The organism is Nodosilinea sp. AN01ver1 (genome assembly GCF_050565655.1).
GTDB lineage: Bacteria > Cyanobacteriota > Cyanobacteriia > Phormidesmidales > Phormidesmidaceae > Nodosilinea.
The window spans coordinates 41,477-60,992 of record NZ_JBNXVS010000041.1; the positions used below are offsets into that span (position 1 = coordinate 41,477).

At 58.9% G+C, this 19,516-nt stretch carries 19 protein-coding genes; 10 read left to right on the plus strand and 9 right to left on the minus strand.

The window, feature by feature from the left end; translation table 11 throughout:
• Positions 1-3: 3 nt before the first annotated feature.
• Positions 4-831 (minus strand): YdcF family protein, encoded by an 828-nt coding sequence (locus ACQ4N7_RS23690; protein WP_430713909.1) that lies wholly within the window; start codon positions 829-831, stop codon positions 4-6.
• Between the two features lie 281 nt (positions 832-1,112).
• The gene (locus ACQ4N7_RS23695; protein ID WP_430713910.1) at positions 1,113-1,409 is read right to left on the minus strand and encodes a hypothetical protein; all 297 of its coding nucleotides are present in this window, start codon (positions 1,407-1,409) and stop codon (positions 1,113-1,115) included.
• A 358-nt stretch (positions 1,410-1,767) separates the two neighbouring features.
• Between ACQ4N7_RS23695 and ACQ4N7_RS23700 the strand changes: the two genes are divergently transcribed.
• The 4 genes from ACQ4N7_RS23700 to ACQ4N7_RS23715 all read left to right on the plus strand — a co-directional run bounded on the left by ACQ4N7_RS23700 (position 1,768) and on the right by ACQ4N7_RS23715 (position 5,661).
• Entirely contained in the window at positions 1,768-3,240 is a 1,473-nt protein-coding gene (locus tag ACQ4N7_RS23700; RefSeq protein WP_430713911.1) for a PLP-dependent aminotransferase family protein, read from the plus strand.
• A gap of 53 nt (positions 3,241-3,293) precedes the next feature.
• Complete coding sequence (locus tag ACQ4N7_RS23705; protein ID WP_430713912.1) at positions 3,294-3,701, plus strand: ACT domain-containing protein; 408 nt, start codon at positions 3,294-3,296, stop codon at positions 3,699-3,701.
• Positions 3,702-3,793: 92 nt separating this feature from the next.
• Positions 3,794-4,564: a DODA-type extradiol aromatic ring-opening family dioxygenase gene (locus tag ACQ4N7_RS23710; RefSeq protein WP_430713913.1), complete on the plus strand. Its 771-nt coding sequence runs from the start codon at positions 3,794-3,796 to the stop codon at positions 4,562-4,564.
• 80 nt (positions 4,565-4,644) lie between these two features.
• Positions 4,645-5,661, plus strand: a complete 1,017-nt coding sequence (locus ACQ4N7_RS23715; RefSeq protein ID WP_430713914.1) for a glutathione S-transferase family protein — start codon at positions 4,645-4,647, stop codon at positions 5,659-5,661.
• Here the strand turns inward: ACQ4N7_RS23715 and ACQ4N7_RS23720 are convergent.
• The 3 genes from ACQ4N7_RS23720 to ACQ4N7_RS23730 all read right to left on the minus strand — a co-directional run bounded on the left by ACQ4N7_RS23720 (position 5,644) and on the right by ACQ4N7_RS23730 (position 8,060).
• The gene (locus ACQ4N7_RS23720) at positions 5,644-6,543 is read right to left on the minus strand and encodes an ion channel (protein WP_430713915.1); all 900 of its coding nucleotides are present in this window, start codon (positions 6,541-6,543) and stop codon (positions 5,644-5,646) included. The two genes, ACQ4N7_RS23715 and ACQ4N7_RS23720, sit on opposite strands and share 18 nt — an antisense overlap.
• A gap of 241 nt (positions 6,544-6,784) precedes the next feature.
• Positions 6,785-7,609, minus strand: a complete 825-nt coding sequence (locus tag ACQ4N7_RS23725) for a TlyA family RNA methyltransferase (protein WP_430713916.1) — start codon at positions 7,607-7,609, stop codon at positions 6,785-6,787.
• A gap of 13 nt (positions 7,610-7,622) precedes the next feature.
• A complete protein-coding gene (locus ACQ4N7_RS23730; RefSeq protein ID WP_430713917.1) occupies positions 7,623-8,060 on the minus strand; it encodes a hypothetical protein in 438 nt (145 codons plus the stop codon).
• 152 nt (positions 8,061-8,212) lie between these two features.
• On the opposite strand from ACQ4N7_RS23730, the gene ACQ4N7_RS23735 reads away from it, so the two are divergent.
• Together ACQ4N7_RS23735 and ACQ4N7_RS23740 are read left to right on the plus strand one after the other, a co-directional pair.
• Entirely contained in the window at positions 8,213-9,004 is a 792-nt protein-coding gene (locus ACQ4N7_RS23735) for a FecR domain-containing protein (RefSeq protein ID WP_430713918.1), read from the plus strand.
• Between the two features lie 57 nt (positions 9,005-9,061).
• Positions 9,062-9,967 carry an alpha/beta fold hydrolase gene (locus tag ACQ4N7_RS23740; RefSeq protein ID WP_430713919.1) on the plus strand — a complete coding sequence of 302 codons (906 nt, stop codon included), beginning with the start codon at positions 9,062-9,064 and terminating at the stop codon, positions 9,965-9,967.
• Positions 9,968-10,042: 75 nt separating this feature from the next.
• On the opposite strand, the gene ACQ4N7_RS23745 is transcribed toward ACQ4N7_RS23740, so the two are convergent.
• Positions 10,043-10,483: a DUF29 domain-containing protein gene (locus tag ACQ4N7_RS23745; protein ID WP_430713920.1), complete on the minus strand. Its 441-nt coding sequence runs from the start codon at positions 10,481-10,483 to the stop codon at positions 10,043-10,045.
• 234 nt (positions 10,484-10,717) lie between these two features.
• Here ACQ4N7_RS23745 and ACQ4N7_RS23750 point away from each other — a divergent pair, with 234 nt between their 5' ends.
• The gene (locus ACQ4N7_RS23750) at positions 10,718-13,978 is read left to right on the plus strand and encodes a glycoside hydrolase family 15 protein (protein WP_430713921.1); all 3,261 of its coding nucleotides are present in this window, start codon (positions 10,718-10,720) and stop codon (positions 13,976-13,978) included.
• An 82-nt stretch (positions 13,979-14,060) separates the two neighbouring features.
• Here the strand turns inward: ACQ4N7_RS23750 and ACQ4N7_RS23755 are convergent, their stop codons facing one another.
• On the minus strand, positions 14,061-15,275 hold the full coding sequence (locus ACQ4N7_RS23755; protein ID WP_430713922.1) for an MFS transporter: 1,215 nt from the start codon (positions 15,273-15,275) through the stop codon (positions 14,061-14,063).
• An 11-nt stretch (positions 15,276-15,286) separates the two neighbouring features.
• Here ACQ4N7_RS23755 and ACQ4N7_RS23760 point away from each other — a divergent pair, with 11 nt between their 5' ends.
• The 3 genes from ACQ4N7_RS23760 to ACQ4N7_RS23770 all read left to right on the plus strand — a co-directional run bounded on the left by ACQ4N7_RS23760 (position 15,287) and on the right by ACQ4N7_RS23770 (position 18,002).
• Positions 15,287-16,279, plus strand: a complete 993-nt coding sequence (locus ACQ4N7_RS23760; protein WP_430713923.1) for an endonuclease/exonuclease/phosphatase family protein — start codon at positions 15,287-15,289, stop codon at positions 16,277-16,279.
• 128 nt (positions 16,280-16,407) lie between these two features.
• Complete coding sequence (locus ACQ4N7_RS23765; RefSeq protein WP_430713924.1) at positions 16,408-16,857, plus strand: DUF29 domain-containing protein; 450 nt, start codon at positions 16,408-16,410, stop codon at positions 16,855-16,857.
• A gap of 143 nt (positions 16,858-17,000) precedes the next feature.
• The gene (locus ACQ4N7_RS23770; protein ID WP_430713925.1) at positions 17,001-18,002 is read left to right on the plus strand and encodes an MBL fold metallo-hydrolase; all 1,002 of its coding nucleotides are present in this window, start codon (positions 17,001-17,003) and stop codon (positions 18,000-18,002) included.
• A 54-nt stretch (positions 18,003-18,056) separates the two neighbouring features.
• Here the strand turns inward: ACQ4N7_RS23770 and ACQ4N7_RS23775 are convergent, their stop codons facing one another.
• On the minus strand, positions 18,057-18,653 hold the full coding sequence (locus ACQ4N7_RS23775; RefSeq protein WP_430713927.1) for an antibiotic biosynthesis monooxygenase: 597 nt from the start codon (positions 18,651-18,653) through the stop codon (positions 18,057-18,059).
• Between the two features lie 265 nt (positions 18,654-18,918).
• Complete coding sequence (locus ACQ4N7_RS23780; protein ID WP_430713928.1) at positions 18,919-19,404, minus strand: isochorismatase family protein; 486 nt, start codon at positions 19,402-19,404, stop codon at positions 18,919-18,921.
• Between the last annotated feature and the right edge of the window lie 112 nt (positions 19,405-19,516).

A 19,516-nucleotide genomic window follows, 5' to 3' on the forward strand; every position in this document is an offset into this window, starting at 1 on the left:
TGCTCAACTCAGCATAAACTCCTGCCGAATTTGGTCAGCGGTCATAAAGCAGCGGTCGGCAGGAAAATCGTCGGCCACGGCCTTGGCCACCTCGGGTAGGGTATTGGGCGACTGCCCCTGAAACCGGCCCAGCACCCCATAGCTCACCAGGCCCAGGTACTCGCGAATGGCTAGCAGCGATCGCTCTCGGTTGCCCACATCGGCAGGTAAGGGTTCAGCATGGGGCATCACCGTAAACCCCAGCCCTTGAAACGTGAGCCAGGCTCGCAGCATGTGGGGGGTATCGGTAATCAGCACAATTTTTTGCAAACCCCTCGCCCCCAGGGCAGCAGCGGCAGACTCGGCCTCTTGCTTAGTGGTTTTTACACAGACGGCACTGAGCATCTGGGGCGACAGATTGCGCTTATCGTCATCAATGGCTTTGAGCACCTCAGCCCCTCTGGCACGGCCCATAATCAAAAGGTTGGACGCTCGCCCGGCGGCCACCATGTCTAAAGCCTGCCCGTAGCGATCGCCCTGAAAGCGCCCACCCCGGTCTAGCACCACAATGGCATCGGCCGCCTCGCCCGTATCAGCGGGCACAAAGCTCGACAGCAGAGCCGTAGCAGGTACCGAAAATAGCGGCGACAGTAAAAACCAGTAGGCAGTCATCAAAGCCAGACAGGCCAAGATCATCCGCCGCCGATACCTAGGCTTACTCGCCACCATCACCACTGCCGCAACCACCAGCAGCATCAGGGTTACCTTTTGGGGATCCATGAACCAGTAGTACAGTTTCCAGGTTAGTTTGGGCCAGTAATAACCCAACACACTCCGAATCGGCTCTAACATGGCGGCGTCCTAGGCAATGAGAGAAGGATAGACCCGAAAAAATCGAGTTTTTCAGATCCAGCCTACTCATCAGCGCTTTTGAATCGGCATCTGGCCCGTGTGGTCAAGCAAAGTTTACAGATCTATGTAGTCACTGCAAACCAGGGGGCTGTGGTCATCAATTGTTGATCACCTACTGGAAACCAGGGGCAGCCCCTAGCCTGCTGGGTGGGTTGGGCGTGGCAAGGCTGATTGCCCCAGCCGCCAGGCCAAAATCGAGGCCACGCCCCTGGGACCGCAGGCTACTGGTAGTAGCGCTGGTCGGCCCACACCCGTAGCTCTTGTTCGGAGCTAAAGGTATGACGCTGCTGGCTGACTGGGTCGTACACCACAAACGCAGTTTGGCCCTGGCGATCGCGCTTAACGGTCACCGTCAGGCTGCTGGAGCCACACAAGTAAGCCATCAAGCTGCTGGCCATAGGCCGCAGGCGCACCTTCGCCTCAGCCCAAACTCGGCCAATGGCATAGTCAGACTGAGCCGATCGCTCTAGCGGCTCTGGAATCAGCTCAAGCTGAGCGTATAAGCTGTTGGGTTTCATGAAGCTGTCCTCTTAAAAACGGCGACGGCCTAGGGAACAGCACGAATCGATTCGGCATAGTTGAAGTTTCGTTGATCTGCCCCTGGTAGAACAGAGGCAGTTAGCGTAAATTGTCTTGGTAACAGTTTGACTTTTTGCGACTGTTCCGGCCACCTTTCCGTCAAACTGTTCCCCAACGGTCAAACTATCGCCTTTGAAGCCGCTCGGCTGAGGCGAAGCCAGTCTAGAGGACTGATAAAGTTCAAAATTCAAAATTCAAAATTGGTGCCACGGTTTGAAGGTTGAATTGACCATTTAACCCCTTCCCCGCCCATCCCCCCACCCACCTACCCACCTACCCACCCACCCATCCACCCCCATGCCCCTCTCCCCCGTCACGCTCTCTCCCAACCAGGTTCTCTACGAGCAGGTGGCCGATCGCCTGCAGCGGTTAATTACCGATGGCACCCTCAAGCCGGGCGATCGCCTGCCGTCGGTGCGCAAGCTGCGATCGCAGCTCTCGGTCAGCACGTCTACCGTGATGGAAGCCTACCGCCTACTCGAAGACCGGGGCATGGTGGTGGTGCGGCCCCAGTCGGGCTACTACGTCAAACAGACCTCCCTACAGCTGCCCCAGGAGCCTGCACCTACCGCCCCCCCTCGCCAGGCCACCGATATTGATATTTCTCTGGCCTTTGAGGTCATGAACCTGATGCGCGATTCGGGGCTGATTCAGCTGGGGGCAGCGCTCCCCGATCTCGCCATGCTACCCCTGGCCCAGCTCAACCGGCTGATGGGCAAAGTGCTGCGCGAAGAACCCACCGTCGCCCATAGCTATGGCACTCTCCAGGGCAGCCGACGCCTGCGGTCTGAGTTTGCCAAGCGGATGCTCGATGCGGGCTGTTCGGTGCACCCCGACCAGATCGTGATTACTAACGGGGCCAACGAGGCCATTTATTTTTGCCTACAGGCGCTTACCCAGCCCGGCGACACGGTGGCGATCGAGTCGCCCACCTACTTCGCTATGCTAGAAGCGCTGAAGTGCCTGGGGCTCAAGGCGCTCACCCTGCCTACCCATCCCCGCGACGGCATCAGCCTGCCGCACCTGGAAGACGCGCTGCAAACTGGCGAGGTCAAGGCGGTGCTGCTGGTGTCAAACTTCAGCAATCCCCTGGGCAGCTGTATGGACGATCGCAAGAAAAAACGCCTGGTGGAACTGCTCAACCAGTACGACACCCCCCTGATCGAAGACGATGTCTACGGCGACATTTGCTTTGAGGGGGCTCGCCCCAAGGCGATCAAAGCCTTTGACACCGAGAATCGCGTGCTCTACTGCTCTTCGGTGAGCAAAACCCTGTCGCCGGGGCTGCGGGTGGGCTGGTGCGCCGGGGGCCGCTACCACAGCGAAATTGCCCGCATGAAGTCGATTCTCAATCACAACACGGCGATGGCTCCCCAGCTGACCGTGGCGGCCTTTTTAGCTAATGGCGGCTACGATCGCCACCTGCGCCACCTGCGCCGCACCTACCACGAACAGATGCTGCGGATGCAGCAGGCCGTGCGCGACTATTTCCCGGCTGAAACCTGCGTCACCCGACCCACGGGCGGTCACGTGCTGTGGCTCGAAATGCCGGAGGGGTTTGACGCCATCCGGCTGTACAAAGAGGCGCTGGAGATGGGGATCGCGATCGCCCCTGGGGTGATGTTTTCGGCCTCGGGCCAGTGCTACAGCAACTGCTTTCGGCTCAATACGGCGGTGCCCTGGTCAGAGAACGTGGAGCAGGCGATGCAGACCCTGGGCCTGCTGACCAAAAAGCAGCTAGCCGAACAGCTGCTGCGCGAAAACCTGTAGCGTTTGGGCAGCAGCCCCTGCCCAGAATCCAATCCAGCCCAGCTCCTACCTGTATGACCGGAGAAACCAACCTCGGCCAATTGCTCGCCACCATGCAGCCCGTTCAGCGGGCGGGGGAGTACGTGTTCTGCAATCTGCCTGCTGAGCAGGCAAGGCATCTCGCCCTGGAGCCAATTGGCCTGTTTCATGAAGAGGAAGGGCTGACGCTAATTTTGCCTCGCTCCCAGGCTGATGGGGCGGACCTGCCCTACGATGCCGTCTTTGCCATGATTACCCTCACCGTGCACTCCAGCCTGGAGGCGGTGGGTTTTTTGGCCGCGATCGCCACTCAACTCGCCAGCCACGGCATCAGCGTCAACCCGGTATCAGCGTTCTACCACGACCATTTGTTTGTGCCCGTTGCCCAGGCCGAGATGGCCATGGCGCTGCTGCATGAGCTGTCTCAGCAGCACACCCCTTAGCCCGCTCGCGCAAACCACAGCTTGTCGTTTTGGATCTGGAAGTGCTATTTTGATTCTAGATAGTTCTAATTAAAACTATCTGAGGTAAAACCATGTCTCCTCTGCCATCGCTGTTTATTTCCCACGGGGCACCCGATCTGCCCCTTCGCACCGGGCCAACCCAAGACTTTTTGCGATCGCTCTTCCACGTCATGCCAAAGCCCAGGGCAATTTTGGCTGTCTCGGCTCACTGGCTAACGGCGCGCCCCACGTTGAGCACCGCCGCGCAGCCGCGGACGATCTACGACTTCGGCGGCTTTTCTCGGCAGCTGTACGAGCTGACTTACCCGGCACCGGGCAGCCCTGAACTGGCGGATCGGGTCGTGACGATGCTCAACGAGGCAGGATTTGAGGCTCGTAGGAATAGCGAGCGCGGTTTCGATCACGGCGTCTGGACGCCGCTCATTCTGGCCGATCCCGAGGGCCGTATTCCTGTCGTGCCGCTCTCCCTTCAGCCCCACGAATCTACTCTGCACCACTACCAGCTCGGCAAAGCCCTGGCCCCCCTGCGCGACGAGGGCGTGCTAATGGTTGCCAGCGGTGCGGCCACCCACAACCTGGGATACTTTGACGGCAGCTACAGCGCCGCTCCTCCCGATTGGGCCGTGGCCTTTGATGACTGGCTGGCCCAAGCCATTCGCGATCGCGACATTACCGCCCTGCTCGACTATCGCCAGCGCGCCCCCTACGCGGCCCAAAACCACCCCACCGAAGAGCACCTGCTGCCTCTGTTTGTGGCCCTTGGGGCAGGCGGCAGCGGGCAGCAAATGCACTCGGGCTTTACCTATGGCGCGTTTAGCATGGCGGCCTATCGGTTTGGTTAATTTTAGATTTTGGATGATGCACCCCTCCAAAATCCCGTCCCCACCTCCCTCACTGTTCTCTTTCTATAAAGGACATTCCTATGGCACTCGGCAGGCTAATCGACGGCAAATGGACGACCGAATGGACTGAGCGCGATGGCTCGGGCCAGTTTAAGCGCATGCCCACTTTGTTTCACGACTGGGTAACGGCGGATGGGACCGGCGGCTTCAAGGCTGAGCCGGGGCGCTACCACCTGTACGTGTCGCTGGGCTGCCCCTGGGCGCACCGCACAGTGCTGCTGCGATCGCTGAAAGGTCTGCAAGCTGCGATCGGCCTCTCAATTGTGGATCCGGTGATTAGCGACCAGGGCTGGAAGTTTTCCACCCGCTTTGGCAGCATCCCCGACAGTCTCTATGGGGCTGACTATCTGTGGCAAATCTACACTCGCGCCAAGGCCGACTACACCGGACGAGTCACGGTGCCGGTTCTGTGGGATACGCAGACTCAAACCATCGTCAACAACGAGTCGCGGCAGATCATTCAAATGCTGAACTCCGAGTTCAACGCCTTTGCCGAGTTCCCTGAGCGCGACTTTTACCCCCAGGCGCTACGGCCCCAGATTGACGCGGTGATGGATGCTATCTATCAGCCGATCAACAATGGCGTGTACCGCAGCGGCTTTGCGGCTTCCCAGGCGGCCTACGACAGCGCGGTGACGGAGCTATTCGAGGCGCTGGATCATTGGGAAAACGTTCTCAGTCAGCAGCGCTACCTGGTGGGTGAGCGCATTACCCTGGCCGACTGGTGCCTGTTCACCACCCTGTTTCGCTTTGATTTGGCCTACCACGGGCTGTTTAAGACCAACCTCAAGCGCCTGGTCGACTACCCCAACCTGTGGGCCTACTGTCGCGACCTGTACCAGCAGCCGGGGGTTGCAGACTGGTGCAGCGTGGAGCATGTTAAACAGCTTTACTACGCGGGTTTGCCTGAGCTAAACCCCAGCGGCATTGTGCCTGCCGGACCGGCAATTGATTATGAATCTCCCCACGATCGCGCTGGCGGAGCCTTTCTAAAAGAGAATCGCCAGTTTGCCGCCGATTTAGTGGCGATCGCCTAAAGGCTTTACCTGGTGAAAGTTGCGGTAGTCAATCGATCGCCGCCCGTCGGGGGTTTGGCCCAAAATATCGACAAAGCGGTGGTTCCAGCGAATCTCCTCGGCCAGGAAGGAGTGGCGGGCGTGGATGGTCTGCGAGAGGGTCTCATCCATGCCGGTGAGGATGATCACAATTTCGGCGTTGACGGCGGCCAGCGAGGCTGAAGTTTCGCCGTAGAGCGGGCTATCGGGCGTAATGGCGTGCATGGCCGTCCAGCTGAGGGCAAACAGCGGCGTTTGCGCCCGCACCAGCGCCAAGTCGTAGAAGCGACGAAAAAACTCGCCCTCGGCAGTTGTCTCATCGCGCACCAGAGTCACCCACAGGCGGGCTTCGAGAATGCGGTTGCGGCGCTGGTTGGCGGCCCGAAACATCAGCGTTGGCACCCCATCACAGGGAGTGACCACCGCGCACCGGCTAAAGACCACCCGCGATCGCGGCAGCGAAAACCGGGCAAAGCACAGCCCCGTCGCCATCGCCAGCAGCAGCAGGCCGATAAACGCCTCTAAGATGACCAGCCAGTTGGCGTAGTTGGTCTGTGGGTACATGGCCCCGTAGCCAATCGAGGCCATGGTCTGCACGCTAAAGAACAGCGCATCTAAAAAAGAGCCGGGGCGGGCGTTGGCAATGCCGCCGTCGCGGGCCAGATAGGCCAGGGCAAACAGCGCATTGATCGCCAGATACGACAGCGCCAGCACCAGCACAAACGCTGGCCACGACAGCGTCAGCAACCGATGGTAGAGATCGCGCCAGGGCGTTTTCACTTCCCCCAGTCGCACAATGGTTGGCATTTCACCATCCCGCGCCACAATGCGCTGGGCAGAACGCAGCCTGGGCTTGAGACGCATGGTTAACCGCTTTGCAAAACTACGGCAATCCTCCCTATAGTCACGCCTGGGCCAGTTCAGCGCAACCTCAAAAGGTTAGCCCTCAAGGTTTTGATCAACAGCCTAGTGGTCTGACAAGCTTAGAATTGTAGGTTGGGTGAAGCGCCAGCGGAACCCAACAAAGGCTTGCTGCTGTTGGGTTCCACTTCGTTTCACCCAATCTACAAGATTCAGAATTGTCGGCGATCGCGCCACTCAGGGCCTAGTTGCCCAGGCTGAGGCGAGCGTTGACGGCCAGAGTCTTTAAGCCCTCTAGACCGGGGGCCGGGGCGGGAGGGGCTGTCTCGGTTTGGCTCAGCCACAGCAGGTACTCGATGTTACCCGCCGGGCCGAGCAGGGGCGACCAGGTGAGCCCCTGGTAAACCCAGCCCAGAGCTTGGGCCGAGGCCAGCACGCTGGCGATCGCATCGGCCTGATCCCCAGGGTCGCGCACGACGCCTTTTTTGCCGACGCGATCGCGCCCCACCTCAAACTGCGGCTTCACCAGCAGCACTACCTCTCGCGGCGGCACCAGCAGCGCCCAAAACGCGGGCAGCACCTTGGTCAGCGAAATAAACGACACATCCATCACGCCCAGATCGGGTCGAGGATCCTGCTCGCCGTAGAGCTGATCGGGGGTGAGGTGGCGCAGGTTGGTGCGCTCGCGCAAAATCACGCGCGGATCCTGGCGCAGGGGCCAGGCCACCTGGCCATAGCCCACGTCGATACCATAGACCTGCTCGGCCCCGGCCTGGAGCAGGCAGTCGGTAAAGCCTCCCGTAGAGATGCCGCCATCGAGGGCAATCCGTCCTTTAGCCTCAATCGGGAACTCGCCCAGGGCTTTGGCCAGCTTTTCGCCGCCGCGCGACACGTAGGGCGATCGCGCCTTCACCAGCAGCTCCACATCTTCAGCAAAGGCCGTGCCCGGTTTATCCACAACGGCGTGGTTGACCTGCACCTCCCCAGCCCGAATCAGCCGCTGGGCCTGCTGCCGCGATTCGCACAGCCCCCGCTCCACCAGCAGGGCATCTAGACGCTGTTTCGCCATCTCCAAAAATCCTTTAGGCGGCAGCGCGAGGGTTGATGCCCCGGCGACTGGCGATCTGCTCAAGCTGTTGTTTGACCAGATCGAGCCCGGCTTTGGTGCCCTGCTGGTCATACAGTTCGCTCGCTTTCAGCAACGCCTGTACCGCTGGGCCATCGGTACCCATGTTGGCATAGGCCAGGCCACCGTTGTGAAAGGCTTCGGCGCAGCCAGGTTCAGCCGCCATAACGACCCCAAACTCGTCGATAGCGTCGAGGTAATGGCCCTGGGCAAAGGCGTTGCAGCCCGCTTCAAATCGGGTGCGGGCATCGTCCCCAATCGGTACCGAAAGCTCTGTCACCGGGGCGGGGAAGAGGGCGCTATTGCCCAACGGGCGGCGATAGGCCCACACCATAGACCCCATGCCAAAGCCGAGAATTGCCAGCACTACCGCCAGCCAGATTGCCAGTTCCACAGGGTTTAACCTCCAAATCAGGTTGGGGATGCCAGGATAACGATGGTCAGCGATGCGCCAACCTACAGGTCGCCCTGCCGGAAAATCATGGCTTCAGACTGAATAATCTAAAGCCGTGATTTAGCACTCTGCCCCTTAGCTCCACCCTAACTATGCAACAGGTTTTAAGCAGAATTGCGCTGGGCCTTCGAGATCGGTCGTTTAATCCTACTGTTTGCGGAAGGTCGCTGGCGATCGCGCTGGTCGTGGCGGGGGGAGTCGCGATCGCGGGCTGCGAGCCCACTGACCCCCCGGTGGAAACAGCCCAGGACCAAGCGGCGATTCCTGAAAAGATTGCTTCGCGAATCGCCACCATCCAGGACATCGTTGCCTCCCCCGTCTCGGTCAGCCTCGCCCAGGCCGAACCCCAGCCCGCTCAAGTCAACCAGACCCTGGCCTACGGCGATCAAATTCGCACCGCCGACCAGGCTCTGGCTGAGGTGAGTCTGGTCACCGGAGCCGTCTTTCGCATCGGCGGCGACGCGGCTCTCACCCTGCGCCCCAGCCAGCTCCAGCTCGATGCCGGGCAGATGATTACCTGGGCAGAAGGGGCCTTAGCCGAACCCGTGGAAATTGTCACCCCGGCGGGGATCGCGGGCATTCGCGGCACCACGGTCTTTGTCAACATTGCCGATGACCCCAACGCGCCCGTGGAGATTTTTTCGTGGGAAGGGGAAGTCGCCTTTCGGCTGACGGAGGGCGGCGAGGAGGTGCTTTTGACCAGCGGCGAGCAGCTGTTTGTCTCCCCCGGCGAGCAGAGTGTTGATGCACTCCGGCAGCAGGTACAGCCCCTCGATCGCGCCACGGCCCAGCAGCGCCTAGAGCAAAGCCCGCTGATCAACGGCTTTAGCCAGCCGATCCCGACGCGAGAGGCGATCGAAGCCACGGTAGACGCTCTGGAATAACAATCCGGGCTACCCCCTGTATCATGGATACAGTTACACTTCGTTACATCTTTGACTATGGTTGCTGAACTGTCCCTCTCGCTGGCCGCGATCGCAAAGCAAACCTGGGTTTGGCGGAGCCATGCGATCGCCTACACCGTAGCGGGCGAGGGCAGTCCCATCGTTCTCATCCACGGGTTCGGCGCATCACTGGGCCACTGGCGCAAAAACATTCCCGCCCTGGCGGCGGCGGGGCACCGGGTCTATGCGATCGACCTGCTGGGCTTTGGCGACTCCGACCAGCCCGAGATGCCCTACACCCTCGACCTCTGGCAAGATCTGCTGGCCGACTTTTGGAGCGAGTTTATCAACACTCCCGCTATCTACGTCGGCAACTCCATCGGCGGCTTGCTGACGCTGATGATGCTGGCCAACCATCCCGATAAAGCCAGCGCCGGGGCCGTGCTCAACTGCGCCGGGGGCCTCAACCACCGCCCCGAGGAGCTGCGTCCGCCCCTGAACTGGGTGATGGGAGCCTTCACCTGGCTGGTAAGTTCACCCCAAGTTGGGCCAATTGTGTTTAACCAGGTGCGCCGCAAGGGCCGCATTCGCAGCTCGCTCAAGCAGGTCTACCGCGATTCTGCCGCCATCACCGACGAGCTGGTGGAAATGATCTATACCCCCGCCTGCAAGCCCACCGCCCAAAAGGTGTTTGCCTCTATTGTTACCGCGCCGCCGGGGCCAAAGCCCGACGACCTGCTGCCCCAGATTACCCAGCCGCTGCTGGTGCTGTGGGGCGAAAACGACCCCTGGACGCCGATCAAAGGGGCTGAAATTTACCGCAAACTGGTTGAGGACGTGGCTCGCCCCGGCAAGGTCACCTTCCACAGCATCCCCGATACCGGCCACTGCCCCCACGACGAGCGCCCCGAGGTGGTCAACCCGCTGCTGATAGACTGGCTGGGTACGCTGCCCGAAGGTTAGTTATCAAGCAAATCCTGCATACTGTGATGGCTCCTTGGGGTAAAGAAAACTGAGGAGCTAACGCAGCCCCTACAACTACAGGGGCCAATCTATGGGTGCTTCAAAGATATCGGTTTCAGAAAATGGGCAAGACTGAGGCAGGGTTTTAGGGTCAAGCGGTGTCTCTTGACCCACCAGGTTCAGCCCCTTCTCGTAACCTACCGCGATCGCTTCTCTCAGGTAGGGCTTTAGGCTAGAGTTTTCTTTGAGGTGACGCTGAATTTCTTGGCGCTGCTCTCTGATGGTGTAGACCCAACTTTTTGAGCGGGCTTCAGGCTGGTAGTGCCATTTGAGCAGGTGCCCCAGCAGCACCCCCAATCGATTCCGCAACTCCTGCCATTCCTGCCGACCCAATGATTCGATTTCCTCAATCAGGTTCTCAATGTCGAGTTCTCCCAGCTGACCCGCGCGCAGTAGTTTAGCCTGACGCTGAGTCCAGGCGTAAAAGTCTTGCTCGTAGAGAGTAGTGGTTTGCATTGGTAACACCATGCTGGCTTTCTCTCATCTTAAGAGGGCTAACAGCGGGAAGATACAGTGTTTTTCCGACTTTGCGCCCAGTTAAAACAGAGCGTACCTGTCACACCTCTGCTTAGTAATGTCCCTTGGCCCAGCCAGAATTCTGTAATCTCCACGACTATTACCTGGCCAATTACCCCTAGAGTGAGTTAAAAACCGATTAACTCTCGTTCTTCGTCGTTATCACCGTTGCCTATGTCTTCAGCCGCCCTTCAGGAGCAGCTCGATCGCTACTACCGCCAGGTTAAAACCGTGATTTTGTCGCGGCAGCACCCGGTCAGTGGGCTACTGCCCGCCAGCACCGCCGTCAATGTCCACGGCAACTACACCGACGCCTGGGTGCGCGACAACGTGTACAGCATTCTGGCCGTGTGGGGCGTAGCTTTGGCCTATCGCCACCTGGATGACGACCAGGGTCGCACGGTGGAGCTAGAGCAAAGCGTGGTCAAGCTCATGCGGGGGCTGATGACGGCGATGCTGCGCCAGGCCGAAAAGGTGGAGCAGTTCAAGGAGCGGCAGGATCCCCTCAAGGCCTTGCACGCCAAGTATGACACCGGGAGTGGACTGCCGGTAGTCGGCGACGACGAGTGGGGCCACCTGCAAATCGATGCCACCTCGGTGTTTTTGCTCATGCTGGCCCAGATGACGGCCTCAGGGCTGCAAATTGTCTTCACCCAGGATGAAGTCAACTTTGTGCAAAACCTGGTCTACTACATTGGTCGAGCCTACCGCACCCCCGACTACGGCATTTGGGAGCGAGGCAACAAAATGAACCACGGCAAGCCCGAGCTCAACGCCAGCTCCGTGGGCATGGCCAAAGCGGCGCTGGAGGCGCTGCGGGGCTTTAACCTGTTTGGTATGCGCGGCGGACAGTCCTCGACCATTCACGTGCTGACCGATGAAATTGCCCGTGCCCGCATCACCCTGGAGTCGCTGCTGCCCCGTGAGTCAGGGTCAAAGGAAATTGATGCCGCCCTGCTGAGCGTGGTGGGCTACCCCGGCTTTGCGATCGACGATGCGCAGATTGCCCAGAAAACCCGGCAAAAAATTATTGACAAGCTGCAAGGCCCCTACGGCTGCAAGCGGTTTTTGCGCGACGGCCACCAGACGGTGATTGAAGACACCACCCGGCTGCACTACGAGCCCGAAGAGCTGAAGCAGTTTGAACATATTGAGTGCGAGTGGCCGCTATTTTTTACCTACCTGTGGCTGGACAGCCTGTTTGCTGGCGATAACGACCAGATTCGCTTCTACCAGGAGCGGCTGGCGGCTCTGACGGTCGAGCGCGATGGCGTGGGGTTGCTGCCCGAGCTGTACTACGTGCCCGCCGAGAGTCTGGAGGCCGAGCGAGCTAAACCCGGCAGCCAGCCTCGCCTGCCCAACGACAACCTGCCCCTGGTGTGGGCCCAGAGCCTCTACCTGCTAGGCCAGCTGATTCAAGACGGGCTGCTCAAACCCAGCGATATCGACCCGCTGGGGCGGTACCGCGCCCTGGGCGACCACCGCTACCCCGTGGTGCAGGTAGCGCTACTGGCCGAAGACAAGGCCCTGCAAACGGAGCTGGCCACCTACGGTCTGCCCACCCAAACCCTGGCGGAAATCGCCCCCGTGCAGGTGTTTCCGGCGGCTGAGCTGTCGGCAATCTACGCCGAAATTGGCAAAAACGATAAACTGCACCTCAGCGGTCGTCCGGTGCGGCGACTGCGCAGCCTGACTACCTCCCGTATTTTTCGCGTTAAGGGCGAGTCGGTGGTGTTTTTGCCGTCGTTCTTAGACCAGCAGCGGTTTTACCTCACCCTTGACTACCATTTCTTGGTGGCCCAGATTCGCAGCGAGCTGGCCTATATCTACGACCACTGGCGCGAGCCGGGTCGCCCTACGGTGACGCTGTTGCTCACCCACGCCATGTTTGAACTGGGCCACAAGCCCATCTACGATTCGCCGCTGATGGCGCTGATGCAAGAACTCCAGGGCGATCGCTGCGATCACGTGCCGGTCAAGCTCGGCCCCCTGCAGCAGCTCATGATGACCACCAACCTGGAGCGCGTTGACAACGTCAACGGCTACCAGCTGGGCAGCACCTCGGTAGGCTACTCGCCCCTGTGGACGGCCTACCTGGGCTTTGAGCCCGGTCGCGACGGCCCCCTCTCGCTGCTCGAAGAGTACACCCTGGAGAACGAGACCGACCTCGATCGCCTGCTCACCCAGCTGCGCGAATCCAACAACATCTACGAGCAGCTAGAGCTGCTGGCCACCCTCAAACACCTGCACGGCAGCGACTTTAATACGGGCTTTGGTGGCCCCAGCCACGCCATCACCGTGGCAGACCTGCTGGATGAGGTCTACGCCAAAGCCAGCCAGTTAGAGCAGTGGGGCATTTTGCGCCGGGCCGCTGGCCTGCTGGGTAAGGCCGACATCACCCTCTCAGATGCCGTGACAGAGCTGCTGGTGCGCCAGAAGCAGATATCGGTGGGCAAATCCTACAGCGAAGAGTCGCTGATTACCGAGCCGATGGGCCACAGCGAAATTCTCGACAAAATTCGCACCTTCTGCGGCGACGACGTGCGCGACCACGTGCTTACCCAGGAGATCTTGATCGATTTGAGCATACTGATCAAGGCCGAGCCGTCGCTATTTAAGGGATTGATGACCCTGCGGGTAGGCTACCTGCTGCTGCTGATTACCAGCGAGCTAGCCCGCGAGCGCGACATTCCGCAGGACGAAGCCTACGGCCAGTTGCTCGATCTCAGCCCCTTTGAGCTGAAAACCCGCCTGCGCCAGGTGCTGGCCGGGTTTGACGGGCTCAACCAGTCGATCTTTCGGCGGGAGTCGCTGCACGTTAAGCCCCACAACCCAATCAACTGGCAGGTGGTGCCCGTCAACATTGAGCCAGCCGCCGAAGTAACCGAAGCGCCCAATGCCCAAGACTGGTGGCGCAAGCGGGTGATCGACGGCGAAATTGCCCGCATCTCGGAAGAGTTTTATACCCAGGTGTGGGAGGTGCTCAAGCACTCCAGAGGGATTGTGATCGGCAACAAGTTTGACCGCAAAAACCGGCTGGATAGCGATCGCATTCTCTCGGAGATGACCCCCGGTGAGCAAAACTTTGAGCGCCGCATTACTCATCTGCTGAACAAAATTCAGGCTCCCGAGTATCGCCACGTCAACATGGAGGCGCTGCGAGAAATGGGCGAAATCTTCAAAGTCAACCCCGACCTTTACTTTGAAGACCATATCTACCTCGATGTGCTGATCGGCCACGCCGTGCGCCTCGGCTGGCTCGACCAGCAGCCCGATCGCGTCGGCGCGTACGAGTCTGACAAAGCCGCCGCCTGGCAAGCGTTCTACCGACTGCCGCCGACCCAGTGCGCCACCTACATCGCTATGGGGCTGCAGTTTCTCACGGTGCTGGGCGAAACCGAGTCGAGTTCTGCCGCATTGGAAGAGGTGGCATAGATATTTAGAAACCGGGGTTCTAGCCGTCAACGTTGACTAGCACCGAGATTGATCGCAGAACCCTGGTTTCTGCTGGTTAGATTCACACCTTTGCCGTGCCGCGCCCGGAAAGCGTCATGGCAAACCAGGCGGTCAGCAGCGTCAGCGCCCCGGCAATCCAGAACGGGAAGCTGTAGCTGACGCTGACCAGCAGCCCCGCCGTGGCCGGGCCGATCGCATTGGAAATACTCAAATAAGAGGCGTTAAGCCCCAGCACCTCGCCCTGTTCGCGGGGGCCGCTGTTGAGCGACAGCAGCGCATCGATCAGCGGCATGGGGAACGAGTTGACGGCGCTGAAGACGACCGCGATCGCCACAAACGCCACAATATTGGGGAACGCAGGCATCAGCAAAAACAGCAGCCCCCGCGCCGCCAGCGCCCCCGCCAAAATCTGCACCAGGGCAAACCGCCGCCGCAGGGGTTCCAGGGCAAACACCTGGGTAACAAAGCCGATGATCCCCACCGCCGCGAACATGATTGCCAGGTTGCGGGCATCTTGCCCCAGCACCTTGAGAAAGAAGGGCTGAAAGGCAAAGGTAAAGATCGTAAAGGTAAAGCCGCTAAAGAAGGTGAGCCAGAAGATGCGGCCAAAGCGACGGTCGGTGGCCGAGCGGGCCAGCCGCCCAAAGCCAAAATCGCGCCAGGAAATGCGAAAGGTGTCGCAGCAGTTTTCCAGCGTTTCGGGCAGCAGCACCAGGCAGAGCAGGGCGGCGAAGAGCGCGATCGCCGCCGAGAACAAAAACCCCATGCCCAGACTGGTAAACCCCGGCAGCGGTGGCACCAGCTGTGCCACGTAGCTTAAAGGCGGCCCCACCACAAACCCCAGCCGAAACACCGCCCCAAAAATGCCGTAGGCCCGCGCCCGCTGCTCTGGCGTGGTGATATCGCCCACGATCGCCTGGGCGATCGACGTATTGCCGCCCGTGATCCCGTCGAGAATACGGGCGATAAACAGCATCCAGGCGGCTGGGGCCAGCCCCGCCATCAAATTCGCCGCTACAGTACCCAGCAGGCTGACAATCAGCAGGGGCTTGCGGCCTATGCGATCGGACAATCGCCCCAGAATGGGGGTGGCGATAAACTGCGCCGCCGCGTAGGCCGTAGTCAGCAGGCTGGCCTGAAAGTCGCTGAGGCCAAACTCCACCGCGTAGGGGTAGATCAGCGGAATAATCAGCGTGAATCCCACCGCATTGATAAATGCCACCAGGGCGGCAATCCAAAACCGCAGCGGCAGGCGCGAGGGGTCAGCTGAGGCCATAAAATTAGTCCATGAAAAACACTCTTTTGGCAGGGGCGATCGCCCTAGGGCTACCGGCGGCAGCGCTGGTGGGTACCTTTGTCTACATCAGCTCTCCCAACTGGGCCGGGGCCGACTATGACAACCTGGTCACCTACGAAGAATATCCGCCTGGAACGCCCAACCCTGAGCAGCTTAACGTAGTCAGCTACAACATTGGCTACCTGTCGGGGCTGACCAACCAGCAGGCCGTCGAGCGCGACCAGACGCTGTTTGACGCGAACCAGGCTACTGCGATCGCCGCCCTGGAAGCCCTCGAACCCGACATTCTGGCCCTGCAAGAAATCGATTTTGACGCCTACCGATCGTTCAACCGCAACCAGCAGTACGCGGTCTCGGCAGCGCTGGAGATGGCCTTTGGCGCGATCGCCGTCAACTGGGACAAGCGCTACGTCCCCTTTCCCTACTGGCCGCCCAGTGCTCACTACAAGCAGGTGATCTCTGGGCAGGCCGTACTCAGCCGCTACCCCATTCGCCGCAACGAACGGCTGGTGCTGGAGCAAGTGCCGACCAACCCGTTTTACTACAACGCGCTGTATCTCGATCGCGTCGCTCAGGTCACCGAAATCGACGTCTCTGGCCAAACCCTGATCGTGATCAACGTTCACCTCGAAGCGTTCGACGCCCCTACTCGCAGCCGTCAAACCCAAGTGGTGCGCGACCTGGCTGAAGGCTACGCCAAAGACTATCCCGTTTTACTGCTGGGCGACTTCAACAGCAGCCTCAACCGCGACGAGGGCGATGAGCCGCGATCGATCGGCATTCTGCTCGACTCTCCGGTGCTAGCTTCGGCGCTGCCCACGGCCCCGTCGTCGTTTACCTTCCCGTCTGACCAGCCCCAGTACGTGCTCGACTACATCTTCTACACCCCTGCCACCCTGGAGGTCGTGGCTGCCGATGTCGTAGCTGAAGCCGCTCAGGCCTCAGATCACCTGCCCATACAGGCTCAGGTAAAGCTGCGTTGAGGCTTATCCTGACATCATCTCCAAGATCCACCTAGTATGATGATTAGAATATGGCAACTCCGACAAGAGCAAAGATGTTTCCAAGAGTAATGTAGTCAAATCAATTGGCACTTGGAGAGAGATTTTGAATGACCCATGCTAACCTCTATGAAACTGACTTCTACGCCTGGACTTTAGAGCAGACTAAGCTCTTAAAACAAGGTGACTTTAAACATTTAGATCTGGTTAACTTGGTAGAGGAAATTGCATCCTTGGGCAAACAGCAGCGACAGGAGCTAGAGAATCGCTTAGCTGTTCTACTGGGCCATCTACTTAAATGGGAGTTTCAACCCAGTCACCGCAGCAAAAGCTGGAGAGCGACCATTCGTGAACAGCGGCGCACCGCTCAAAGACTGCTTCAGCAAAACCCTAGCCTCAAGCCCTACTTAGCTGAGGCGATCGCCGTTGGCTACGAGTCAGGGTTGGATCTGGTGGTACGCGAAACGCCCCTAGACTATCCCGATTTACCAACGGGTTGTCCTTACACGGCCACGCAAATTTTCGATCCTGACTTTCCTGCTGACATCAGCAATGCCTGATACTTGTCATCGCGCACGCTGATGGACAATCGATACGGTTACCCAATGAGGTCTATGAATTTGATTTTGGCCTGGGAGCCATCCTTTTATAGTGAGATAATCAAAAGTATTGCCAGGGTTTAAGCACTTTTGGAGCGATCGCAATGAGACAGCTGCGGCGATGGGTACTGGGGTTATTAGTGGCATTAACGGCGGTGGGGCTAATTGCCCTACAGCCCCGTCTGGCCGCCCAAGCCCAGGAGAGCGCGCCTCCGGCCACGTTAGACTCCGCCGGGCTCACTCTGGAAGAACTGGGGGATGGCGTTTATGGACTAATTGCCAGCGTTGACTTTCCGCCCACCGACCCCAATCTGGCCATCTGCAATGGCGGTATTGTCATCGGCAGCGACGGCGTGCTGGTGGTCGATCCGTTTCAGACTGAGGCCCTGGGCGACCTGCTGTTTGAAACGGTGGCTACCCTGACCGATCTGCCGGTGAAGTACGTGGTTAACACCCACTATCACTTCGACCACACGGGCGGAAACCCCGCCGCCGCCAGCCGCGATTTACCCATCTTCGGGCGCGGCCCCATTCGCGAGTTTATGCTCACCCGCAACGGCGAGAGCGATCCGAACATCACGCCTCCCGATGTGATTATCAACGGGTCGTGGGATCTATGGTTGGGCGATCGCCAGGTGCAAATCCGTGAGTTTGAAGGCCACTCTGGCGGTACCGATGCGATCGTCTACGTGCCCGACGCCAACGTATTGATGGCGGGTGACCTGCTGTTTAATCAGCGGATTCCTTTCGTGGGCGACGGCAACATTCGCGCCTGGCAAGCGACTATGGCCAGCCTGATCGTTGACTACCCGGCGGCTCTGGTGCTGCCGGGTCACGGCCCGGTGACTGACGTTACGGGTCTAGAGAGCTTCAAGACCTACCTAGCAGATCTAGTCGCTCTGGCAGAGAGTTGGGAATCAGCGGGTACGTCTCAGGAGAAGGCTGTCTCGACCCCCGTGCCGGAAAAATACAGCAGCTTCCTCTTCCAGGCGCTATACCCCGGCAACCTGGAGACGGCCTACAACCAGATCACCCTGGGCCAGGACGATGCCGCCTCCATTCAGCAGTACCTAGCGGCCCAGCAGGAGGCTGTGAAAGCGCTGTAATCACATATCTCCTGGGCCTAACCAGTTGTGCTTTCGCAACTGTGAATGATTAATTCAGGGCGCTACATCAGATTTTTCGTATTTTTTGTTATTTCTTAGAGCTTGGTTAGTTGTACCAGGATAAAGCCACGGTTTAAATAGGCGCGTCACCTGCGGCATAATCATCCAGGTCATTAACGGCATCATGATGCTGATGTTTACCAGGGTGGCCAACCAGATTGGTAAACCATTGGTAGCGGGTCGAAGTAAGGTCGGCAACACCAAAATAATTGGGTAAAGCCCAACTGCACTGACGACCATGGTTTTCCACTGTGGAGGCGGTGCCGTATAGGGCAGTTCTGGCAAGGCAAACCAGGCTTCTAAACCGTTGACCCGAGACACCTGAGGCGGTTCTGTCAAAGCATCGGCGCGGGCAATCCAGCCCTGGCAAATCGGAGAGTTTTCCCATTCCTGGCGATGGGCAGGGGTATCAAATCGCAGAATAAGCTGCCATTCCCCGCGTCGAGTGGGAGGGTAGAAAACTTCGCTGCCCACATAGCCAGGGAAGGTGCTGGCTGCTAGAGACACCCCTCGAATGGCGGCCTCAAAATCAGCTTCGCAACCAGGTCTGACGCGACGGGCGATCGCTATTACTCCTGCTTGAGTTGGCATTATGCGCTCCTGTATCCAAAGACAAATTTAACCATTGGCTATCTCCTTCAAGTGCTCAAAATTAGCGTGAGCTTTTTGGGATAGCTGTAGCCGTTATGCTTAAGACGTGTCGCTCAAAACGATGCTTGCTCCATCCCCTTCGCGCAGGCAAAAACTCACCTAGGGCAGCTGCTTTTACATGGATGCCAGCTTCAAGAATGACGGTTTTTTGCTGTCCTAACCCGATTGACTACAGCTATAAGTTCAGTCACACCGTAATCGCAGCTTATATGGCGCGAGCTTTGGTGTAGGCGGCTTCTCTGGCCTGCTCGCTTTGGTTGTCAACGCTTTCTTTGACAAATTTAAGAGCTGTATTAAAGCTATCCTCAAGTGCGCGCATCTGCCCTTGATGCTGTGAGTAAATTTTTAGCAATCCCGCGCCTTCAGCTGTGGCAAAGTCATGCAACAGTTCGGCCCCAAGCGGCGACCAAGTTGTTAAGATGGCTCCCATTTGGGTCAATCGAGAAATGGCCGCCAGCTCGGAGCGCGTGTCCAATGCTGCTGAGGCGTCTAACACCACATACACCTCGTAGCCTTCAGCGATCGCGGGCTCAGCGGTAAAGGTAACGCACTGCTCAGTGGTGATACCAGCCATAATCAACTTTTTGCGTCCCGTGCGTCGTACAGCCTCTCGATACTCAGGCACATCCCACGCGCCCACCATGGATCGCGGAATAAATTCCATATCGGGAATGATGCAGGGCCATTTCATTCTCAAGGAAGGCTGAAGATGCTAGAGTTTCAGGCTGATTCATCTTTTCCTTAGGCTCTATGCATCTTTCTCCTCCATCCCCTGCTACGGTTCCCCAAACCCACCCTGAGTC